This window comes from Pseudomonas sp. Pseusp15 (genome assembly GCF_059492165.1).
In genome coordinates this window covers 3989045-4003868 of record NZ_CP168523.1, presented here as the reverse complement: position 1 = coordinate 4003868, position 14824 = coordinate 3989045, and the positions used below count along the sequence as shown (strand labels likewise).

Sequence of the window (14824 nt, the reverse complement as noted above, 5' to 3'; positions counted from 1 at the left end):
GCGAAGCGGCCCCAAAAGTTTGTGAGCGCTGCGCACTCAAGCGGGAGCATGCTCCCTCGCCACAGTTGATCCTCTCAGATCAGGACACGCCATGCCCGACGCCATCCAGTTTGAACGTGAGCGCGGTTTACTGACCCTGCGCCTCAACCGCCCGGAAAAGAAAAACGCCCTGACCCGCGCCATGTACAGTCAACTGGCGGAGGGCTTGCGGCTTGCCGACAGCGATCCCGACATCAACGCCGTGCTGATCACCGGCAGCGCCGAATGCTTCACAGCTGGCAACGACATCGCCGACTTCATCCAGCAACCGCCGGGCAACCTCGACAGCCCGGTGTTCCACTTCATGCTCGGCCTTCTTGAGTGCCGCAAGCCGGTGATCGCTGCGGTAGCCGGCGCGGCGGTGGGGATCGGCACGACGATGCTGCTGCATTGCGATCTGGTTTATGTCAGTGCGGCTGCGAGGTTGCGCATGCCATTCGTCAATCTGGGGTTATGCCCGGAGTTCGGCTCCAGCCTGATCCTGCCGCGCTTGCTTGGGCAGGCCAAAGCGGCGGAGTTGTTGCTGTTGGGTGAAGGGTTCAGCGGTGAACAGGCTGCGGCGTGGGGCATTGCGACTGAGGCCTTGGGCAGTGGCGAGGCGGCGTTGGCCAAGGCGCGGGAGATGGCGTTGCGGTTCGAGTCATTGCCACCGGAAGCGGTGCGCATCAGCAAGCAATTGATGAAAGCGCCGGACCGGGAACAGCTGCGCCAGGTCATAGAAGAAGAGGGCGCGTTGTTCACCCAGCGGTTGCGCTCGCCGGAAGCGATGGCGGCGTTGTCAGCGTTTATCAGCAAACACTAACCGATCGTTCCCACGCTCTGCGTGGGAACGATCACCACAGACGAAAAAAGCCCCGCCATTCACATGGCGGGGCTTTTGTTTTTCAGCAATCGGTCACTCAGACCTGCGGGTCGCCCACGTGCAGGATCTTCATGCCGTTGGTACCGCCGGTGGTGTGGTAGCTGTCGCCCTTGGTCAGGATCACCCAGTCACCTTTCTGCACGACGCCGCGCTTGACCAGCTCGTCGATGGCTTTCTGGCTGACTTCGTTCGGTGCCAGCGAGGCCGGGTCGAACGGAACGGTGTACACGCCACGGAACATCGCTGCGCGGGCCTGGGCTTCGCGGTGCGGGGTGAACGCGTAAATCGGCACCGACGAGCGGATACGCGACATGATCAGCGGGGTGTAGCCGCTTTCGGTCAGCGCGATGATCGCTTTCACGCCTGGGAAGTGGTTGGCGGTGTACATGGTTGCCAGCGCGATGCTCTCGTCGCAGCGCTCGAATTCCTTGCCGATGCGGTGGCTGGAGGTCTTGCTGGTCGGGTGCTTTTCAGCGCCGATGCAGATGCGCGCCATAGCTTGCACCGCTTCCAGCGGGTACAGGCCAGCAGCACTTTCGGCCGAGAGCATCACGGCGTCGGTGTAGTCGAGCACGGCGTTGGCTACGTCGGACACTTCGGCGCGGGTCGGCATCGGGTTCTGGATCATCGACTCCATCATCTGGGTCGCGACGATCACGGCCTTGTTGTGGCGACGTGCGTGCAGAATGATTTTCTTCTGAATGCCCACAAGCTCAGCGTCGCCGATTTCCACACCCAGGTCACCACGGGCCACCATCACCGCGTCGGAGGCCTTGATCAGGCCGTCGAGGGTTTCGTCGTCGGCCACGGCTTCGGCGCGTTCGATCTTCGCCACCAGCCAGGCGGTGCCGCCGGCTTCGTCGCGCAGTTGACGGGCATATTCCATGTCGGCGGCGTCACGGGGGAAGGACACGGCGAGGTAGTCGACTTCCATTTCGGCGGCGAGCTTGATGTCGGCCTTGTCTTTCTCGGTCAGGGCCGGTGCCGTCAGGCCACCGCCGCGACGGTTGATGCCTTTATGGTCCGACAGCGGGCCGCCGATGGTCACGGTGCAGTTCAGTTCGGTGGCGGTGGCGGTGTCGACGCGCATCACCACGCGGCCGTCGTCGAGCAGCAGCTCGTCGCCCACGCCGCAGTCTTTCACCAGGTCCGGGTAGTCGATGCCGACCACTTGCTGGTTGCCTTCGGTCAGCGGATGGCTGGTGGAGAAGGTGAATTGATCACCGATCTTCAGCTCGATCCGCTTGTTGGCGAATTTGGCGATACGGATTTTCGGGCCTTGCAGGTCACCCAGCAGGGCGACGAAGCGGCCGTGCTTGGCAGCGAGGTCACGCACCAGCTTCGCGCGAGCCTTGTGCTCGTCGGGGGTGCCGTGGGAGAAGTTCAGGCGGGCGACGTCCAGGCCAGCCAGAATCAGCTGTTCGAGAACTTCCGGCGAGTTACTGGCCGGGCCAAGGGTAGCGACGATTTTGGTACGACGAACGGACATGCAAAGACTCCTGAGTTCAAGCGCTAGCAGAGGCTACTATGGTCTTTGGGTGTAGTCATTGTTCGTTTGCACTACTTATTGCTTTCTTTATTGAACGTGACAACTTTGCAGCACGCCATCCTGAAGATTTCCGACAACGGGTCGATACAGAGCGCAAGACAGGAGATCCCCTTATGCGATTCGTGCTCATTGCCGTCCTTGCCCTCAGTGCTGCGGGCTGCACCCATTGGTCGATGGACCATCATTTGAACAATGCCTACAGCGCCTACGAACGCGGCAACTGCGAACAGGTGATGCTCGAACTGTCCAAGGTCGATCGTGAAAGTCGTTCCCGCCGCTACGTACAGCCGGAAGTGTCGATGATGCGCGGCCAGTGCCTGGAACGGCAGAAGCTGTTCATCGATGCGGCGCAGACTTATCAGTTCATCATTGCCTCGTACCCGCAAAGCGAATATGCCTATCGCGCCCGTGCCCGTCTGGAAACCTTGCAGAGCCTGGGCCATTACCCAGCGCGCAGCGCGGCGGCCGTGCGCCCGACGCAGTTCTGATGGCCGCTGTCATGCAACGGCTGGCCGCCCGGCGGTGGTGAGCTATAGTCCAAGAGATCGGTTTTAGAACCTTGCCTCTAAACCGGGGTGATACCTGTGATCGGCAGCAGTAAACGTCAGCGTTGTAAGGGCTGACGCACCAGGATCGGGGAGAGCGCGCCCAGGCTTATCAAGCAGCCGGCACGTTCCGAAGCATTAGTGCGGCCCTGCTTAAGGGCCTTGCTGGGCCATTTGCGCATGTTTACCGACCGCCGGATCGAGCGGCATCAACTGCCGTATTTTCTGAAAGTGTTCAACAGCGTCACCGACAAACCCATCGGCTTTCTGGGCAACTTGTCCAACGACGGGCTGATGCTTATCAGCCAGTTGCCGATAATGGTGGGCGTCGACTTTGACCTGCGATTGAAAATCCCCGCCAGCGACGGCTGCCAGCAGATCATTGACCTGAAGGCGTGTTGTCTGTGGTGCCATGAAGACGTCACGCCCCATCATTACGACGCCGGGTTCAGCCTGCAACGGGCACCGCCGGAGTACGGGCAATTGGTGGAGGCGTTGACGCAGTATTTCAGCTTTCAGCCATTGCCTGCTTCAGCCTGACAAATCCGCAACCAGTAGCAGCTGGCGCAGCCTGCTGCTACTGGGATTCGTCGCTACGTCGTTTTAATCGCCTTCTCGTTATCCAGCGACCGTTCCACCAGCATCAGCCCCAACTCACTCATCCGGTAAATTGCCATGGCCAGATGCCGCGGCTTGTCGTCCAGGCTTTCCGCCAGGTCGAGTAGCAGAATGCTGACCGTCGAAAAGGTTTCGTAGGTCTCGATGGTCAAGGCTTCGGGATTGGCATCGGGGACAACGGTGAACATTTTCATGGATCGTTCCTCGGTGGGGCGTTCGTTGGCAAAACGCGGCTCAGTGTTTTCCTGTTTGAGATAGTGATCTAGAGCCCTGTTGGCAGCGTCTTGGAGTTTTCTTGAGTCGAGGGTTCCGTAGGGGGAACGCGGGATGGTATTGAGTGAATTGGGTCGAGGCATTGACACGGTTAACTCCTTGTTGGAGCTACCGCCGATTCGGAGGTAGACGAATGGACGGCAGCGAGGGAAGGAGAACCTTATGTTGGGACGGACACCACCCACAATCAGCCTGGGTCGCTGACACTTGTAGGCAGATGCGCTTCATTCTGTAGCCGTTAGCGCTGCTATTCGAGAAGTCGGGAGGAGGACAACAAGCATATTACTGACCATGAACGTCAGTTGTTACCCGATGAGGAGCATCGGGTAACAGCCGAGGAGAATTACGACTCTTGATGGTTAGCTAGTCATTAGGGTCATGCTTTTTTGGAGCTTGTGATTCTTTAAAATCGGTGGAGATAGAAATAAGTGCCAAAGAGATGAATTCTTGGTTTCGATCTATCGCTTGCAATGCACATCGGATGTTATCCGCTATTTCGGTAGCACCTCGTTGCGCTATCCAATTCGATAGTTCTTCTATAGCGGCCCCCAAAGCCAGTTGGTTCTCATTGATCTGCGTTAGCACTGAAGCAAATAGTTTTGTCTCGTCCATGATGGATTCCTTGCGATAGAGCTTTCAGGTTGTTGAGTGGGACTGGTTTTCGTAAGTACCCGGATTGAGGGCTTGTAGTACGTGCTCGCACGTCATATCCATGTCGGCATCGTGATATGACGATTTTATATACGATTCGACGTTACATCGTTCCAGCTTTTTTCCACCCCAAGTACGCCGTCACCAACTCGGCCCCCAACTCTTGGGGCCGAGCATCCACCACCGGCACTCCATGAGCACTCAACCGCTCATGGAGCTGCGCCCGGTCATTCAAATAATCCACCGTCCCGCAATAGGCCAGCGCTTCAGGCAAGGTCTGCACCGGGGCGTGCCGTAGATTGTCGAGCAAGTCTTCACGCAGGCTCGCCACCAACACCCGATGCAGTTTGCTCAGGCGTTTGACCGCAGTCAGCAGCTCTTCGTCGTCTTCATCCCTCAGGTTGGTCACCAGCACTACCAGTGCCCGGCGTTTTTGTCGGGCCAGTAGCTGTGTGGCGGCAGCCTGGTAGTCGGCCGGGCGTTGGGTGCTGTCGAGGTCGTAGACGGTGTTGAGCAACACATTGAGCTGGCCTGTGCCCTTGACCGGGGCAAGGTAGTGCGGATGGTTGCTGGCGAAGGTGCTCAAGCCCACCGCGTCGCCCTGGCGCAACGCGATGTAGCTGAGCAGCAGGCAGGCATTGAGGGCGTGATCGAAATGCGCGAGCTCGCCGTCCTGGCTGCGCATGCGACGGCCGCAATCGAGCATGAAGATGATTTGCTGGTCGCGCTCGTCCTGGTATTCACGGGCGATGGGGGTGCGTTGGCGGGCGGTGGCTTTCCAGTCGATCTGGCGCAGGCTGTCGCCTTCGCGGAATTCGCGCAGTTGATGGAATTCCAGGCCCAGGCCGCGACGTTGGCGCTGGCGTACGCCGAGTTGGCTGAGCCAATTGTCCACCGCCAGCAACTGGCCGCCGTAGAGGCGGGCGAAGTCGGGGTAGACGCGGGTGGTGTCGGGTATGTTGAGCAGGCGTTTGTCGGACAACAACCCCATGGGGCTCGGCAGGTTGATTTCGCAGTATTCGAAGCTGAAATGGCCGCGCATGAGCGGGCGCAGGCGGTAGCTGATCTGGCTCTGTTGGCCGGGTTGCAGTTCGACCGACAGGGGCAGGTTTTCGACGCTCAGGCCGTCGGGTACGTGGTCGAAGATCTGAATGTTCAGTGGCTGGGTAAAATCATGCTCGACCTCCAGTCGCACTTCGCTCCATCGACCGAGTGCCAGGCTGCCGGGCATTTGTCGCTGGAGGCGCGGTGAGGGCAAACGCTTGAGGCGAATGGCGTCGAGTATCGCCAGGGCCAGCAGGGCCAGCAGTAATCCCCAGTTGATCGATAAAAGGCTAGATGGAACGGCGATGTCCAGCGCCCGTAAGGCGCCCAGCACGATGCCGATGGCTAGCAAGGCCGCAAGCCAGGCCAGTAGAAGCCGGGATGGTTTCATCGGCACACAGTTCCTGTGGCGAGGGAGCTTGCTCCCGCTCCAGTGCGCAGCGCTGGCAAGTTCTTCGCCCTATCAGAAATGTTGGGGCCGCTTCGCAGCCCAGCGGGAGCAAGCTCCCTCGCCACAGGGGTGGTCCGGATGGCCATGTTCACAGGCGTGGCGCCGGCACTTGGTCGAGCAGTTGCTTGAGCACCTGATCGACGTCCAGCCCTTCGATGTCCAGCTCCGGGGCAATCCGCACGCGGTGACGCAGTACCGCCAGGGCGCAACCTTTGATGTCGTCGGGAATCACGAACTCGCCCCCGCGCAACAAGGCGCGGGCGCGGGCGCAACGTGCCAGGGCGATGGAGGCGCGAGGCCCGGCACCGAGAGTCAGGCCTGGCCAGGTGCGGGTGGTGCGGGCCAGGCGCACGGCGTAATCGAGCACCTGATCGTCCAGCGGCAGGTCACTGGCAATGCGCTGCAAGGCCAGCACGTCCTTGGCTTGCAACACGGTGCGCAGCGGTTGTACATCGAGCATGTCGGCGCGGGTCGAGCGGCTGACCTGACGCACCATGTCCAATTCCTGATCGGCCTCGGGGTAATCCATGCGCACCTTGAGCATGAAGCGGTCGAGTTCGGCTTCGGGTAACGGGTAAGTGCCTTCCTGTTCGATCGGGTTTTGCGTGGCCAGCACCATGAACGGTTGGGCGATGGGCAGGGCGCGGCCTTCGAGGGTGACCTGGCGTTCCTGCATGGCTTCGAGCAACGCGGCCTGGGTTTTTGCCGGGGCGCGGTTGATTTCATCGGCCAGCAGCAGGTTGGTGAACAACGGGCCTTTGCGCAGTTTGAATTGCTCGGTTTGCAGGTCGTACACCGCGTGCCCGGTGACGTCGCTGGGCATCAGGTCCGGGGTGAACTGGATGCGGGCGTATTCGCCACCGAAGCAACGGGCGAGGGCGCGCACCAGCAACGTCTTGCCCAACCCCGGCACGCCTTCGAGCAGCACATGGCCGCCGGCGATCAGGGCGGTGAGCACATCATCGATTACGGTGTTCTGGCCGATCACCGCTTTTTGCAACTCCGTTCTTATCGCCTGGGCCAACTGGCCGGCGCGCTGGCGCTGCTGGGCGGCGTGGGTCTGGGTGCCGGGCTCGATCTGTTCACTCATAAGGCGTTCCTCAAGGTTTGCAGGTGGGCGACCTGACGGCTGAATTCAGCGCTGGACAGCCGCTGTTTCGGTCGCGGGCTCATGGCTTGGCTGATGGCGCGTGTGGGGTGGCCGGTCAGGCGTGCGAGCACCAGCCATTGTTCGGCGACGCCGAGTTGTTCAAAACCGGGATGACGGTGGCGGACACGACGCAGGATGTCTTGCTGCAAGGCGTGCAACAGGCTGTGCTGACCGCTGCGGCGCAGCATGAAATCGGCGCTTGCGCGCAGGTGTTCCTGAAGATGCCGACGCGCCCTTGGGGCCGGCTCCAGCAACGGGCCGCTGCGCACGCCAACGTGCCAGAAACCCAAAGCGATCAAGGCGATCAGGGCCACCAGGGCTTGGGGAAAGTAACGCCACAACAAGGTCAGCAGACTGTCGTGCTCGGTATTGAACAGCAGGGTCACATCGGTGTCGGCCGTCAGGTACCACAGCAGCCAGGCGTTGTCGTACTGGTTGATGGCCGGGGTTTTCCAGAGGTCGGCATCGGTGACCACGGTGATCGAACCCAGCCCGTGGCTCAGCTGCATCATGTGCGTGGCCTTGCCACTGTTGGCCCAGGCCTGGGCGAGGTTTTTCGGGTCGTCGAGGTGGAACGCGGTATCGAAGCTGAAGTAGGCCGGCGCCTCTTCGTTTTCCAGATAGAGCTTGGTCAGTTTGGGGTAGGGATCATCGCGCAGATCGGGAGGCGAGTCCTTGAGGTCTTTGCTCAGGAACTGGTGCAACTGCACCCGGTCGAGCAGCAGGTCATTGCTTTGGCCGTTCTTTTCATCCCACAGGGCTTCGGCGACGAATACCAGGCGCCCACCGGCCCGGGTCCAGTTCAACACCTGATCCACCTGGCGCGGCGACATGTTCGAGCGGTCGCCGAGCAACAACAGGCTGTGCTGACGCGGTTCGAGGGTCGGCAGGATGTCGAGGCTGTTGGCGTGGCTGACGGTCAGGCCCTGTTTGCGCAGAAAATGCTCGGCGGCCAGGTAGGGATTGGCCTGGGCTTCAGGGGACGGGCCGTGTTCGATTTGTACCTGATAGGGCGTGGCCTTGAAATACAGGTAAGCACTCAGCGCACCCAAGAGCACGACGATGAACCCGCCGACCGCCAGCCATGCCTTGCGGTTCAACGGACCGCTCCGGGGCCGAACAATGCGCGCCAGCCGTCACACAGTTCCTGTTGCAAATGCGCCGGTGGCAGGCGATGCCCGTAGGCCATGTTCTGCCAGTGTGCGGTCAGGTTTTTACTGAAGGCCAGCAACGCCGGTTGCTTCAATTGTTCAACGCGCTGAAGCACTTCGCCTTCGGTGTCGGCGGGTTTGAGCGTCATGTCGAAGTCGTTCAGCAAGTGGCTGAGCAAGGCGCGATAGAGCAAGCCAAGGGCTTCACGCGGGTTAGTTTGCCAGAGGCCTTCGGCGCTGGCCGCGATATCGGCGGGCAGGGTTTCGCGGTTGAGGTCCAGGCCGAACGCCCGCTGCGGCAATGGTCGCGTCACTTTTCGGTTGAGCGCTGGCCGGCGGCTGACGAACGCCTGCAACCAGTCGCGGTAACGCCAGATCAACAGGCCAATGGCGCCGATCACCGCGCCCCACAGCAACACCTCGATCAGGTTGGCCAATGCGCCGAAACGTTGGCTGTCGAGCAAACCGAACAGCGCTTTCAGCCAGGCGGGTGTTTGACCACCGTGCGCGGTATCGTCGGCGGGCTTGTCTTCGCCGAACCGATAGCGGGTCACCGTTTCCTTGTTCTTGAACGGTGGCTGATCGAGGATGGCCTTGATGCTGTCTCGGGATGCCTGACTGGTCAGCGGTTGCTCCAGCAGACGCGGGCTGTCCGGTGACATGCCCGGTTCGGCGGCCCATACGCTTTGCCCCGTCGGCACCAGCACAAACGCCGCCAGCAGTAGCGTGATGACTGCGCTGCTCAGGCGTTGGCGCAAGCGGCGGAACACCAGTTCGATGTCCCAGGCTTCCAGCCGTGTGCGCCGGTTCAGGTAAAGGCTGAAACCACAGGCGACATAAATCGGTTCCCAGACCACCAGCACCAGGGCGTAAAAAGCATTGGTCAGGTGTTCCAGCCAGCGCCAGTCTTGTGTGGCGGCGGCAATCAAGGTCTGCCAGCCCCAGTCGAGTTCGACCTGCAGCGGCAAGAGCATGTAGAACAGCACCATCAGGCCGATCCACAACGCGGTTTCCAGGTGCACGCCGATGATCGTCAGCCATTGCGCGGCACCGGCATTGCGCTGCAACAGCACGCGTAAACGCTGTTGTCGTGCTTCGCCCTCCAGGCCTTCGAGTTGCGCCACCGGCATCAGAAAGCTGCGGCTCAGGCTCAGGCGGCGCCAGGTCAGGCTGGCCAGCAGTTGCGGCGGGAGCAGGCGCGGCCATTGGCGCAGGGCCTGTTTCAGTGTGGGTGTTTCGCCGAACATGGCTTTGGACAGGATGTACAGCGGCAGCCGATCGAACGCCGGTTTGAGCCACCAGAACAGGAACAGGGCGAGGGAGGGCGACTCCCACAGCATCAAGCTGAGCAAGGTAAAAATCGGTAGGGTCACGATCGCCCAACTGGTCATCAACAGGCGTCGATGGCGCTGACTCAGCAGCACCCCCAGGTCCATGGCTTCCCAGTTTGCGCGTGGGCGAATCACTGCACTGGCGTCACTCAGGCGCATGGCGGGTCCGTCCGGCAAACAGCAGATAAGTCGCGACCAACACCCAGAGCGCTGCGCCGACCAGGTATTTGGTCAGCGGCGTGACTCCGGTCCGCGACGACCAGTAGGCTTCTATAAACGCTGCAATCAACAAAAACAGCATGACCCCGCAAATCAGCAACACGCTCTTGCTCGCCGCCACTCGCAGGGCTTCGGCGCGGGGCAAACGTCCCGGCGCGATCAACGCCCAGCCCAGTTGCAGGCCGGCGGCACCGGCCAGGGCAATGGCGCTCAGTTCGAAGGCGCCGTGCCCGATCACGAATGACCAGAAGGTTTGCCCGTAGCCGATGTGCGTCAGGTGCCCGGCCACCGCACCGATCATCAAGCCGTTGAAGAACAGGAAAAACGCGCTGCCCAGACCAAACAGCAAACCGCTGGCGAAGGTCTGAAACGCGATGCCGATGTTGTGCATGATGTAGTAACCGAACATCTCCCAGTCTTCACTGGCCGCCCGTTCTGCCAAGCGCCCCAGATGACCGGCGACAGGGTCGTACATGCTTTGCATCTCACTGACCTGCTCGGCCGGGATCAGGTTGTAGACCAGTTCCGGGAACAGATACACCAGCAGCCCGATGCCAATCAGACTGCCAAAAAATATCAGGCTGGCGGCAAGCACGAAGGGCCATTGTTCGCGCACCAGTCGCGGGAAGTCGGCAAGGATGAAGCTCAGTACGTTGGCCCTCAGCCAACTGCGATGCCGATAAAGCTGTTGATGCCCGCGCAGCACCTGTTGCTGTAACGAGTCGACCAAAAAGCTGCTGTAACCACGCTCCTGAGCCAGGGCCAGGTGTTGGCAGAGCCGTCGATAGTCGCTGGGGAAGCTGGCGACTCGCGAGGTTTCCTTGCCGCGTTCCAGCCGTTCGAGCATGAGTGCAAACTGCTCCCATTCGGTCTTGTGGCGGCTTTCGAATAGGCTTTGCTTCATGTCGGGCCCAACAGTCCGCGGGCGATGCCGTTGAGTTCGGCCACGGCCTGCGGCGCTGAAACGTGCAGCGGTTGCGCGAGTATCGAGGCGAGTTCACCTGCCCGCGCCTCGGAGAGTTCACCCTGGCGCTCGGCAAACCCGAGGATGGCGCGTTGCTCGGTCAGCGTCAGCGCGAAAGCGGCACGGCGCGGCGGGGCATCGGGTAACTGCGGTCGGGTGAGCGGTTGTTCGCGGTAGATCACCAGCGTGCCGGCGGCCAGGTCGCCGAGGCGTTTGAAGGTGGGATGTTGCAGGCAACTGATCGCCCCGAGGAAGTAGCCGAACGGCAACATGTCGACAAATCGCAACAGGTTGCGCAGCAAGGACGCGGACCAGCCGATCGGGGTGCCATCGTCGTGCACCACGCGCAATCCCATCCATTGCTTGCCCGGCGAGCGCCCCTGATTGAGCACCTCGAACAGCACCATGTACCACCAGCTCACCACGAACAGCAAAATCGAGCCAAGCCCCGCGCCGAGTTTGCCGAGGAACGCCAGCACCATGAACAGCAGGCCCAGGATCAACCCGCGCAGGCCCAGGTCGATGGTGAATGCCAGCGCACGGACCATCAACCCGGCCGGGCGCAGTGGCAAGTCGATGCCTTCGGGCGTTTCGACCTGATACCGCGTGTCCAGTGGCGGGGCCAGCGTTGCTTTCCGTGGCAGTGCTGTGGTCTCGAGCATGGGCAACCTTGCTGTGGCCGGTTTGCGATTCGATGTCCGTTCGATGCTAGCAGCCTCTCGGGGGAAAACGACATAACTATGTATTGCACGGTGCGTGGCCAGAGGTGATTGAATAACAAGAATTCTGGTCGGGGCAGCCTGTGTGCGCCTAGACTTCGCCGGTCTTCTGTTCAGGAACAACCCGTGACCTCGATCTTCTGGTACGACTACGAAACCACTGGCATCAACCCCCGTTGCGACCGTCCGTTGCAAGTGGCGGGGATTCGCACCGACTTCGATCTCAATGAAATAGACGAGCCGGTCAATCTCTACTGCCAGCCCAGTGACGACATCCTGCCGCATCCGGCAGCCTGCGCGATCACCGGTATCACGCCTGGCCTTCTGGCCGAGCAAGGTTTGAGCGAAGCCGATTTCATGACACGGGTTCATGCCCAGCTCGCCCTGCCCGGCACTTGTGGGGCAGGGTACAACACGCTGCGTTTCGACGACGAGATGACCCGTTACAGCCTGTATCGAAACTTTTTCGACCCCTACGCACGGGAGTGGCAGGGCGGCAACAGCCGCTGGGACCTGATCGACATCGTACGCGCGGCTTATGCGTTGCGTCCCGATGGCTTCGTCTGGCCCACGGATGACGAAGGGCGGGTGACGCTCAAGCTCGAACGCCTGACCGCCGCCAATGGCATCGATCACGGAAATGCCCACGAGGCGCTATCGGATGTTCGCGCCACAATCGCCCTGGCGCGTCTGATTCGTGAAAAACAGCCGAAGTTGTATGACTGGCTGTTTCAGTTACGCAGCAAACAAAAGGTGATGGACCAGATTCGGCTGTTGCAGCCGATGGTGCACATTTCCGGACGCTTTTCGGCGGCCCGCCATTATGTCGGCGTGGTCCTGCCACTGGCCTGGCATCCACGCAATCGCAACGCGCTGATTGTCTGTGACCTGCACCTGGACCCTCAGGGGCTGCTCGATCTGGATACCGAAACCTTGCGTCAGCGGCTTTATACACGCCGTGACGATCTGGCCGAAGGCGAACTGCCCGTGCCGCTCAAGCTCATACACATCAACAAGTGCCCGGTCGTGGCGCCGTTATCGGTACTTCGTCCCGAAGATCAGCAACGTTTGGGGCTGGACATGGCGCTCTATCAGGAACGGGCGCTGCGGCTAAGTGCCGCACAACAACTTTGGCAAGATAAAGTCTCGGGAATTTATGCCCGCGAGGATTTCGCCACGAGCTTGGACCCCGAGCAACAGTTATACGACGGTTTTATTGGCGATCGGGATCGACGTCTATGTGAGCAAGTCAGAGCCGCCGACCCTGCGCAATTAGCACAAGAGCAGTGGCCTTTCGATGATGAACGCTTGCCCGAATTATTGTTTCGTTATCGCGCACGCAACTTTCCCGATACGTTGAGCCTGGAAGAGCAAGAGCGCTGGCGAATATTCTGTCAGCAACGTTTGTCCGCACCGGAGTGGGGCGCTCCCAATACGCTGGAAAGTTTTCTGACAGCTGCCGCCCAATTGACGATTAGTCCTACATCGTTTCAGCAAGAGGTTCTGGATGAATGGCAGATTCATGTCCAGGCATTACGCAAACGTTTGAATATTTGAAAACGAAAATGACTTGCGATTGAATTCCGGGCATAAAAAAACGCCAGCATTTGCTGGCGTTCTTTTGGTCGCGGATCAGTCTGCGACGCGCTTGTGGCTTAGCCCAGCAGGGTAGCCCAGCCTTCAACCACGTCACCGCCCCACTTGGCTTTCCACTCTTTCAGAGTTTTGTGGTTGCCACCTTTGGTTTCGATGACTTCGCCGTTGTGCGGGTTTTTGTATTGTTTAACTTTGCGAGCACGCTTGGTGCCAGTAGTTTTTACTGCGCCGCCACGTGGAGCCTTGGTTTTGGACTCTGGATCCAATAGGGCAATGATGTCACGCAGGGATTTGGAGTATTCGCCCATCAGGGTGCGCAATTTGCCTTCGAATTCCAGCTCGGTTTGCAGTTTGTCGTCTTGGGACAGGTTCTTCAAACGGGCTTGCAGCTCTTTGATAGCTTCTTCGGTGGCGCGATATTCGTTGATCAAGGACATGAGGACTACCTTATGTTGGCGCTGGATGACAGGGTGACAGTGCGACAATAATAGTCAGGGTGTTTCATCAAGTAAACATTTAACCGAAGTTTTACTTAAATTAGTTGCGGTGAATAGGACACACATTGGAGAGACAGTTAAATAGCGTCACAAATATTCACAGTTAACCTCTTGAAGGCTGGCTACAAGAGCACCATGCACTGGCGTATGGCACCGCCGGAACCTGTGCCGATGACCGCAATCCGCAGCCGCGCGTCATCAATACTGCAGTTTTGCTGCGCAATCGCTAGAATGGCGGCCTTTGCGAAGTTCTGGAGTTTCCCCCTCATGCGCACTTTTCGGCTGGTGATTGCTTGCCCGGACCGCGTCGGTATCGTTGCTAAAGTCAGTAACTTTCTGGCGTCACATAACGGCTGGATCACTGAAGCGAGCCATCACTCGGACAATCAGAGTGGCTGGTTCTTCATGCGTCACGAAATTCGTGCCGATTCGCTGCCTTTCGGTATCGAAGCCTTTCGCGAAGCGTTTGCACCGATTGCCCAAGAGTTCTCGATGGACTGGCGCATCACCGACACCGAGCAGAAGAAGCGCGTGGTGTTGATGGCCAGCCGTGAGTCCCATTGCCTGGCTGACTTGTTGCACCGCTGGCACAGCGACGAACTGGACTGCGAAATCGCCTGCGTGATTTCCAACCATGACGATTTGCGCAGCATGGTCGAGTGGCACGGTATTCCTTACTACCATGTACCGGTCAACCCGCAGGACAAGGAACCGGCCTTCGCCGAAGTCTCGCGCCTGGTCAAACAGCACGACGCCGAAGTGGTGGTACTTGCCCGTTACATGCAGATTCTGCCGCCTGACTTGTGCAGCGAATATGCCCACAAAGTCATCAACATTCACCACAGCTTCCTGCCGTCGTTCGTCGGCGCCAAGCCGTATCATCAGGCTTCGATGCGCGGTGTGAAGTTGATCGGTGCCACTTGCCACTATGTCACCGAAGAGTTGGACGCCGGTCCGATCATCGAGCAGGACGTGGTGCGTGTCAGCCACAGCGACAGTATTGAAGACATGGTGCGCTTCGGTCGTGACGTCGAGAAAATGGTGCTGGCCCGTGGCCTGCGTTACCACCTGGAAGACCGGGTGTTGGTGCACGGCAACAAAACCGTCGTGTTCTGACAACCATACGGTTGAAATCCGAAGGGCCTGGGCGTTCAATCGCTTCAGG

General features: G+C 59.8%; 15 protein-coding genes. 5 read left to right on the top strand and 10 right to left on the bottom strand.

The window, feature by feature from the left end:
• Window positions 1–91: 91 nt before the first annotated feature.
• On the top strand, window positions 92–841 hold the full coding sequence (locus tag ACEN8R_RS18225) for an enoyl-CoA hydratase-related protein (protein ID WP_258613207.1): 750 nt from the start codon (window positions 92–94) through the stop codon (window positions 839–841).
• A 97-nt stretch (window positions 842–938) separates the two neighbouring features.
• Here the strand turns inward: ACEN8R_RS18225 and pyk are convergent, their stop codons facing one another.
• Entirely contained in the window at window positions 939–2390 is a 1452-nt protein-coding gene (pyk, locus tag ACEN8R_RS18220; RefSeq protein WP_018926537.1) for a pyruvate kinase, read from the bottom strand.
• 173 nt (window positions 2391–2563) lie between these two features.
• On the opposite strand from pyk, the gene ACEN8R_RS18215 reads away from it, so the two are divergent.
• A complete protein-coding gene (locus tag ACEN8R_RS18215; protein ID WP_018926536.1) occupies window positions 2564–2938 on the top strand; it encodes a tetratricopeptide repeat protein in 375 nt (124 codons plus the stop codon).
• A 237-nt stretch (window positions 2939–3175) separates the two neighbouring features.
• Entirely contained in the window at window positions 3176–3535 is a 360-nt protein-coding gene (locus ACEN8R_RS18210) for a PilZ domain-containing protein (RefSeq protein WP_258613208.1), read from the top strand.
• Between the two features lie 53 nt (window positions 3536–3588).
• Here ACEN8R_RS18210 and ACEN8R_RS18205 read toward each other — a convergent pair whose 3' ends face one another.
• The 8 genes from ACEN8R_RS18205 to ACEN8R_RS18170 all read right to left on the bottom strand — a co-directional run bounded on the left by ACEN8R_RS18205 (window position 3589) and on the right by ACEN8R_RS18170 (window position 11509).
• Window positions 3589–3975: a DUF6124 family protein gene (locus ACEN8R_RS18205; protein ID WP_370741096.1), complete on the bottom strand. Its 387-nt coding sequence runs from the start codon at window positions 3973–3975 to the stop codon at window positions 3589–3591.
• A 274-nt stretch (window positions 3976–4249) separates the two neighbouring features.
• Window positions 4250–4498 (bottom strand): hypothetical protein, encoded by a 249-nt coding sequence (locus ACEN8R_RS18200; RefSeq protein WP_064616337.1) that lies wholly within the window; start codon window positions 4496–4498, stop codon window positions 4250–4252.
• Between the two features lie 142 nt (window positions 4499–4640).
• Window positions 4641–5972, bottom strand: a complete 1332-nt coding sequence (locus tag ACEN8R_RS18195; protein ID WP_495624244.1) for a DUF58 domain-containing protein — start codon at window positions 5970–5972, stop codon at window positions 4641–4643.
• A gap of 148 nt (window positions 5973–6120) precedes the next feature.
• Complete coding sequence (locus ACEN8R_RS18190) at window positions 6121–7122, bottom strand: AAA family ATPase (protein ID WP_064616339.1); 1002 nt, start codon at window positions 7120–7122, stop codon at window positions 6121–6123.
• Window positions 7119–8282 (bottom strand): DUF4350 domain-containing protein, encoded by a 1164-nt coding sequence (locus ACEN8R_RS18185; protein ID WP_111454700.1) that lies wholly within the window; start codon window positions 8280–8282, stop codon window positions 7119–7121. The genes ACEN8R_RS18190 and ACEN8R_RS18185 overlap by 4 nt, the downstream gene beginning before the upstream one ends.
• Window positions 8279–9823 carry a DUF4129 domain-containing protein gene (locus tag ACEN8R_RS18180; protein WP_495624243.1) on the bottom strand — a complete coding sequence of 515 codons (1545 nt, stop codon included), beginning with the start codon at window positions 9821–9823 and terminating at the stop codon, window positions 8279–8281. Before ACEN8R_RS18180 ends, ACEN8R_RS18185 begins: the two co-directional genes overlap by 4 nt.
• Window positions 9810–10787, bottom strand: coding sequence for a stage II sporulation protein M (locus tag ACEN8R_RS18175; protein WP_064616342.1), 978 nt, complete (start codon window positions 10785–10787; stop codon window positions 9810–9812). Before ACEN8R_RS18175 ends, ACEN8R_RS18180 begins: the two co-directional genes overlap by 14 nt.
• A complete protein-coding gene (locus ACEN8R_RS18170; protein WP_018926528.1) occupies window positions 10784–11509 on the bottom strand; it encodes an RDD family protein in 726 nt (241 codons plus the stop codon). Before ACEN8R_RS18170 ends, ACEN8R_RS18175 begins: the two co-directional genes overlap by 4 nt.
• Before the next feature lie 183 nt (window positions 11510–11692).
• Here ACEN8R_RS18170 and sbcB point away from each other — a divergent pair, with 183 nt between their 5' ends.
• Window positions 11693–13123, top strand: a complete 1431-nt coding sequence (gene sbcB / locus ACEN8R_RS18165; protein WP_138866909.1) for an exodeoxyribonuclease I — start codon at window positions 11693–11695, stop codon at window positions 13121–13123.
• Window positions 13124–13221: 98 nt separating this feature from the next.
• Here the strand turns inward: sbcB and mvaT are convergent, their stop codons facing one another.
• The gene (gene mvaT / locus ACEN8R_RS18160) at window positions 13222–13599 is read right to left on the bottom strand and encodes a histone-like nucleoid-structuring protein MvaT (protein ID WP_007933316.1); all 378 of its coding nucleotides are present in this window, start codon (window positions 13597–13599) and stop codon (window positions 13222–13224) included.
• Window positions 13600–13926: 327 nt separating this feature from the next.
• On the opposite strand from mvaT, the gene purU reads away from it, so the two are divergent.
• Window positions 13927–14775, top strand: coding sequence for a formyltetrahydrofolate deformylase (gene purU / locus ACEN8R_RS18155; protein WP_018926525.1), 849 nt, complete (start codon window positions 13927–13929; stop codon window positions 14773–14775).
• Window positions 14776–14824 lie beyond the last annotated feature (49 nt).